General features: G+C 71.2%; 5 protein-coding genes. 4 read left to right on the top strand and 1 reads right to left on the bottom strand.

The window, feature by feature from the left end; genetic code table 11:
* Nucleotides 1-231: 231 nt before the first annotated feature.
* Entirely contained in the window at nt 232-840 is a 609-nt protein-coding gene (locus AB0G84_RS23750; RefSeq protein ID WP_361324092.1) for a YceI family protein, read from the bottom strand.
* 248 nt (nt 841-1,088) lie between these two features.
* Between AB0G84_RS23750 and AB0G84_RS23745 the strand changes: the two genes are divergently transcribed.
* The 4 genes from AB0G84_RS23745 to AB0G84_RS23730 all read left to right on the top strand — a co-directional run bounded on the left by AB0G84_RS23745 (nt 1,089) and on the right by AB0G84_RS23730 (nt 6,775).
* Entirely contained in the window at nt 1,089-3,551 is a 2,463-nt protein-coding gene (locus AB0G84_RS23745; RefSeq protein WP_361324089.1) for a polysaccharide lyase 8 family protein, read from the top strand.
* Nucleotides 3,552-3,764: 213 nt separating this feature from the next.
* Nucleotides 3,765-5,348, top strand: a complete 1,584-nt coding sequence (locus tag AB0G84_RS23740; RefSeq protein ID WP_361324087.1) for an acyl-CoA carboxylase subunit beta — start codon at nt 3,765-3,767, stop codon at nt 5,346-5,348.
* 54 nt (nt 5,349-5,402) lie between these two features.
* A complete protein-coding gene (locus AB0G84_RS23735) occupies nt 5,403-5,606 on the top strand; it encodes an acyl-CoA carboxylase epsilon subunit (RefSeq protein ID WP_361324085.1) in 204 nt (67 codons plus the stop codon).
* Nucleotides 5,607-5,941: 335 nt separating this feature from the next.
* Entirely contained in the window at nt 5,942-6,775 is an 834-nt protein-coding gene (locus AB0G84_RS23730) for an alpha/beta hydrolase (protein WP_361324083.1), read from the top strand.
* The last annotated feature ends 25 nt before the right edge of the window (nt 6,776-6,800 follow it).

The following is a 6,800-nucleotide window of genomic DNA, read 5'->3' as shown; positions in this document are numbered from 1 at the left end:
GTCCAGACGTAAAGCGAAGCAGTCTGGACACCCACCCCCGCAGGACCGCCACCGCAGCCGACAGCCCCGCGCAGCGGCCCCGCCCGCCGCAGGCGCAACGGCGAACAACCCCCACGGCGAGAGGGCCGACAACGTCGGAAGGCACCCGGCCGCCAGGCCACGGCGGCAAAGCCGACAACGTGGGAGGGCGCCGGCCGCCAGGCCACGGCGGGAAAGCCAAAAACGTGGGAATCAAGCCCGAACGGCCGAGAGTTCAAGGTTCAGCCGCACCCGGTCGCTGACCATCACCCCGCCCGTCTCCAGCGCGGCGTTCCACGTCAGGCCCCAGTCGGAGCGCAGGATCTCGGCGCTGCCGGTGAAGCCGACCCGCTCGGCGCCGTAGACGTCGGTGGCCGAGCCGAGGTACTCCAGGTCGATGGTGACCGGCTTGGTGACGTCCCGCAGGGTGAGGTCTCCGGTGATGCGGTAGCGGTCGCCGTCCACCCGCTCCGCGGCGGTGCTGCGGAAGGTCATCCGCGGGTAGGTCTCGGCGTCGAAGAAGTCGGCGCTGCGCAGGTGCCCGTCGCGGTCGGCGATGCCGGTGTCGATGCTGGCGATGGCGATGTCCAGGGACGCGGTGGAGCGGGCGGGATCGGTGCCGTCGAGGGCGAGCTGGCCCTCGTACTCGCCGAAGGTGCCCCGGACATTGGTGACCATGGCGTGCCGGACGCTGAAGCCGATGCTGCTGTGGGCCGGGTCGATGGTGTAGTCGCCGGTCAGTGCGGCGAGTGCCGGGTCCGCCTCAAGGACGGCGGCGGGGGCGGCGGTCTCGGCGGTGCGCTTGCGCTGGAACAGAGCCATGGCTCCTCCTTCGGGGCGGCTGCGGTGGGGCAGCGGGTTGTTTAAGGTTCAACGAATGGAACCGTAGCGCGGTTTAGTTCAATGTTCAACCTCTCTGAGGTGGTGGGTTCGCTCGCGCTCGTCCGGACGGGTGGCCGGCGGCGTTGCGGCGTGGGCATTGCCGCCCCGGCGGGGCCGTGCTAGAGACCATCGAGGACTCCCAAGTGCGCAGCGCCATAGACCGGTTGACGCCATGGAGAGGAACCGCCGTGCCGAGCGATACCGCCCCGCCTTCCGGACCGCGCCGGGGAACCGACCACCGAGGAACCGACCACAGGGGAGTCACCCGCCGGGGGTTCCTCACCGCCTCCACCGCCGGGGCCTTCGCCCTCGCCGCCCGCCCCGCGGACGCCGCCTCCCGGCCGGCCGCGGCGGACCCGTACCGCGCGCTACGGACGCGCTGGTGCCGGCTCGCCCTCGGCACCGGCTTCGACCCCACGGCCCCGCCGTACGCCGCGGTCCTGGCGGAGACCGGCCGGCTCGCGGACACCTACCGGGCGGGGATGCGGCCCGCCGCCGGCTCCCTGTGGCCCGACTGCCGCTACGACCCGCCGTCCGGCATCACCCAGAGCTACGGCCGGCTGAACACCATGGCCCAGGCCTACGCCCAGCCCGGCACCGGCCGCACCGGTGACCCGGCCCTCGCCGACGCCGTACGCACCGGCCTCGACCACCTGGAGGCCACCGTCTACCACGCCGGCACCACCCGTTACGGCAACTGGTGGGAGTGGCAGATCGGCAGCCCCCGACTCCTCCTCGACACCCTGGCCCTCCTCGACGAGTACCTGCCCGACGGCGGCCTGCCCGACGGGCTGCGGACCCGTTGCCTCGCCGCCGTCGACCACTTCGTCCCCGACGCCGTGCTGGGCGACTACAGCGGCACCAGCACCGGTGCCAACCGCGTCGACCTGTGCCGGGTGGTGGCTCTGCGCGGCGTCCTTGGCCAGGCCCCGGAGAAGCTCGCGCTCGCCCGGGACGCCCTCTCGCCGGTGTTCCCCCATGTCACCCGGGGCGATGGGCTCTACGCCGACGGCTCGTTCGTCCAGCACACCTGGGTCGCCTACTCCGGCACCTACGGCTGTGTCCTGCTCGACGGCCTCGGGCGGCTGTTCGCCCTGCTCGACGGCTCGGCGTGGGAGGTCACCGACCCGGGCCGGCAGATCGTCTTCGACAGCGTCGAGCACGCCTACGCACCGCTGCTGCACGACGGCCTGATGATGGACAGCGTCAACGGGCGTGCCGTCAGCCGTGGTTACCTCCGCAGCGACGGGCGGAGGATCCTGCGCAGCGACCACTACCACGGGCATGCGCTGATCGCCGCGATCGCGCTGCTCGCCGAGGCCGCGAGCCCGGCCGAGCGGACCCGCTGGCACGGCATGGTCAAGGGCTGGACCGCCCGCGACCGTACGCTGCCGGTGCTCACCGACCGGCAGTACGGCGTCGCCGACCTCGCCCGGCTGCACCGGATCGCGGACGGACCGGTGGCCGCGGCCCCCGAGCCGGTCGGGCACCGGCTCTTCCCCGCCATGGACCGCGCGGTGCACCGCCGCCCCGGCTTCACCGCCGGCCTGGCCATGGCCTCCGAGAGGATCACGTACTACGAGAACGGCAACGGCGAGAATCCGCGCGGCTGGCACACCGGCGCCGGGATGCTCTACTGGTGGCCCGCCGGCCGTGGCGGCGCCCAGTACACCGACCACTTCTGGCCCACCGTCGACCCCTACCGGCTGCCCGGCACCACCGTCTCCACCAAGCCGCTCGCCGACAACGAAGGCGGCGGCTGGGGTGAGCCCCGGCCCGCCGCCCGCTGGGTGGGCGGCACCACCGACGGCGAGTACGCCGCCCTCGGGCAGGACCTGCGCGGGCTGGCCTCGACGCTGACCGCCAGGAAGTCCTGGTTCGCGCTCGCCGACTGCGTGGTCTGCCTGGGCGCCGGCATCACCGCCCGCGACGGCGTGCCCGTCGAGACCGTCGTCGACAACCGCAACCTGGGGGAGTGCGGCACCCCGGCGCTCACCGTCGACGGCGCCCGGCAGCCCAACACTCTGGGCACCGCGCTCCGCTTCCCCCGTGCGCACTGGGCCCACTTGGCCGGGCACGGCGGCTATGTCTTCCCCGGAGGCGCGCCCCTCACGGTTCTCCGCGAGGCCCGTACCGGCTCCTGGCACGACATCAACACCACCTCCTCCCCGGAGCCCTTCACCCGCCGCTATCTGACGCTGTGGCACGACCACGGCACCGACCCGGACGGCGCCGGCTACGCCTACCTCCTGATGCCCGGCGCCGACCCCCGAGCCCTCGCCGCACGGGCCGCCGACCGGCACTGGCTGACCGTGCTCGCCAACGACGCCGGCCGGCAGGCGATCGCCGTCCGCCCGCTCGGCGTCACGGCCGCCACCTTCTGGCGGGCCGGCCGTGCCGGGCCGCTCGCCGCCGACGGGCCGGCCGCGGTGCTGATGCGCGTCCAACGCCGGCGCCGGACCGCGCGGCTGTCCGTCGCCGCCCCCGACCGGTCCGGCAGTCCGCTGGAGATCACCTGGTCACGGCCGGTACGGGCGGTGCTCGGGCACGATCCGACGGTCGAGGTGCTGGCCACCCGGCCGGCCCTGCGGCTGCGCCTGACCCCCGGCACCGCCTGCACCACCCACACCTGTACGGTCCGGCCGGCCTGACCGGCGGCCCCGGTCGGCCCACCGGTCACCACAACATCCGTAGGTCGCCGTTTGTGGGGCCCATACAGACCGGCGGCGGGCGCATCACTCGAACGGGTGCCGTGACGCGGCCCTCCTACAGGAGGGTTCTGTACTGCCTGCCCACCAAAACGCATGGGACGTTGTACGAAACCGACATCGGTACGCGGCGCCCCGCACACGTACCGTCGATACATGACCACTGTCGAAGATCTGCCCGCCAGCGCCAACGACGCCCGCGGGCGCGTCGCCGAGCTGCACGCCATCCGTGAGCAGGTCCGGCGAGGACCCAGCGAGCGGGCGACCGAAGCCCAGCGTGCCAAGGGCAAGCTGACGGCGCGCGAGCGGATCGAGCTGCTGCTGGACGAGGGTTCGTTCAACGAGGTCGAGCCGCTGCGGCGGCACCGGGCGACGGGCTTCGGCCTGGAGGCCAAGAAGCCCTACACCGACGGCGTGATCACCGGCTGGGGCACCGTGCACGGCCGGACCGTGTTCGTCTACGCACACGACTTCCGGATCTTCGGCGGTGCGCTCGGTGAGGCGCACGCCACCAAGATCCACAAGATCATGGACATGGCCATCCAGGCCGGTGCCCCGCTGGTCTCGCTCAACGACGGCGCCGGCGCCCGTATCCAGGAGGGCGTCTCCGCGCTCGCCGGCTACGGCGGCATCTTCCAGCGCAACACCAAGGCCTCCGGTGTCATCCCGCAGATCTCGGTGATGCTCGGCCCGTGCGCGGGCGGCGCGGCCTACAGCCCGGCCCTGACCGACTTCGTCTTCATGGTCCGCGAGACCTCGCAGATGTTCATCACCGGCCCCGACGTGGTGCGCGCGGTGACCGGCGAGGAGATCACCCAGAACGGCCTGGGCGGCGCCGATGTGCACGCCGAGACCTCCGGCGTGTGCCACTTCGCCTACGACGACGAGGCCACCTGCCTCGAAGAGGTTCGCTACCTGCTGTCCCTGCTGCCGGCCAACAACCGGGAGAACCCGCCGGCGGTGCCCTGCGAGGACCCCGCCGACCGCTCCGGCGACGCGCTGTTGGACCTGGTCCCGGCCGACGGCAACCGCCCGTACGACATGCGCAAGGTCATCGAGGAGATCGTCGACGACGGCGAGTACCTGGAGGTCCACGAGCGCTGGGCGACCAACATCATCTGCGCGCTGAGCCGTCTCGACGGCCGGGTGGTGGGCATCATCGCCAACCAGCCGCAGTCGCTGGCCGGTGTGCTGGACATCGAGGCGTCCGAGAAGTCCGCCCGCTTCGTCCAGATGTGTGACGCCTTCAATATCCCGATCGTCACGCTGCTGGACGTCCCCGGCTTCCTGCCCGGCGTCGACCAGGAGCACGGCGGCATCATCCGGCACGGCGCCAAGCTGCTCTACGCCTACTGCAATGCCACCGTCCCGCGGATCTCGATCGTGCTGCGCAAGGCCTACGGCGGCGCCTACATCGTCATGGACTCGCAGTCCATCGGCGCCGACCTGACCTACGCCTGGCCGACCAACGAGATCGCGGTGATGGGTGCGGAGGGCGCCGCCAACGTCATCTTCCGCAAGCAGATCGCCGAGGCGGACGACTCCGAGGCCATGCGCACCCGCATGGTCAAGGAGTACAAGTCCGAGCTGATGCACCCGTACTACGCGGCCGAGCGCGGCCTGGTCGACGACGTCATCGACCCCGCCGACACCCGCCACACGCTCATCCGCGCCCTGGAGATGCTGCGCACCAAGCACGCGGACCTGCCGGCCCGTAAGCACGGCAACCCGCCCCAGTAGCCGCACCCCGCACCGCACCAGGCACCCGCCCACCGCGACGACGGAGAAGACACCGTGAATCCTGTCCACAGCACCGACTCCATCCGCGTGGAAAAGGGCCAGGCCAGCGAGGAAGAGCTGGCCGCCCTGACCGCCGTCCTGCTGGCCCGCGCCGCCCACCGGCCGGCCGCCCCGGCCCGTCCGCACGCCACCGCCGCCCGCTGGCGCCGGCTGGAGCGCCAGACCGGCTTCCACGCCGCCACCAGCTGGCAGCGCTGAACCACCCGCACTCGCAGGGCCCCGCGACCACGGCGGTTTCTAGGGGGCGTTGCCACACGTGGTCGTGTTGATCAGGCCGCGAGTAGTCCATGCCGGCGCTCGGCTGGGGTTTCCCAGCCGAGCGTTTTGCGTGGGCGGCCGTTGAGTTCGGCGGCGACGGCCGCCCTGTGCTCGCGGGTGGATCTCCCGGATCTCGAAGTCCATCGCACCCCCTGGAGCGCACTGGGGGCTAAGATCTCAGTTTGGCTTACAGAGATCTCAGATGCCTCAATGCTGACAGTGAGCCGCTGTCATATGGCCGAGATCTCTGGATGTGACCCGCAAGGAGTTGAGCGATGACGATCTTCGAACCGATCACGGGCCGCTATGTCGCGGTCAACGGTGCACGCACCTACTTCGACGAGGCCGGCGAAGGCGTTCCGATCGTGTGCATTCATCCGGGTGCCACGGACTCCCGGATCTACCGGCACCTTCTGCCGTTGCTCGCTGAACGCGGATATCGCGCGATTGCGCCCGATCTTCCCGGGCACTGCCGTTCCTACCCGGCACAGTGGCAGCCGGGGAATTCCATTCATGACCACGCCGAGTTCGTGCACGCGTTCGTGCGCACGGTGCTGCCTGGAATCTCGCCCTTTGTGCTCGGTGCCTCTGTCGGAGGCCTGACGGCACTGGATCTTGCCGCTCACCACGGAGAGAGCTATCGAGGTGTCGTCGCGATGCAAGCAGCGTCGTGGACACCGCTGTCGGCCGAGGCCGCCGCGTTGCTGGCAGGTCGGACGAGCCCGCCCGATGCCGGCTGGACGGATCACCTGGAGTATGCGGCGGTGACCTCGGCGAGCAAGAAGCTGACGGCCGAGCAGGAAACCGAGCTGAGGTGGCTTCAGCGCAGCACCTCCCAGCAGGCCGGTCAGTTCGACGGTCAGGCGTGGGCTTCCCACGACCTGCGCGGCCGGCTCGGCGATGTGCGGTGCCCGGTCCTGCTGGTGCAGGGCACCGACGACTTCTTCGTGCAGGATGAGCTGGTCGATGACACGGTCGCCGAGATGGGCTCGGCGGCGCAGTTGCTGAGGGTGCCTGACATCGGGCATTACCCGCCGCTTGAGAATCCGGAGTGGGTTGCGCAGGTCGCAGACACTTTTGTGCAGCAGCTGACGGCAACGGCGGACTGAGATCCGAGAAATCCAAACTGGGATA

The organism is Streptomyces sp. NPDC020742, assembly GCF_040641675.1.
GTDB lineage: Bacteria > Actinomycetota > Actinomycetes > Streptomycetales > Streptomycetaceae > Streptomyces.
Note: the sequence above shows the minus strand (reverse complement) of the source record. Positions and strands in the feature narration are given on the sequence as shown.

What these genes read in the sequence shown, in the direction of transcription:
- AB0G84_RS23750 (WP_361324092.1), bottom strand. Translation starts at nt 840, where the DNA reads ATGGCTCTGTTCCAGCGCAAGCGCACCGCCGAGACCGCCGCCCCCGCC.
- AB0G84_RS23740 (WP_361324087.1), top strand. Translation starts at nt 3,765, where the DNA reads ATGACCACTGTCGAAGATCTGCCCGCCAGCGCCAACGACGCCCGCGGG.
- AB0G84_RS23730 (WP_361324083.1), top strand. Translation starts at nt 5,942, where the DNA reads ATGACGATCTTCGAACCGATCACGGGCCGCTATGTCGCGGTCAACGGT.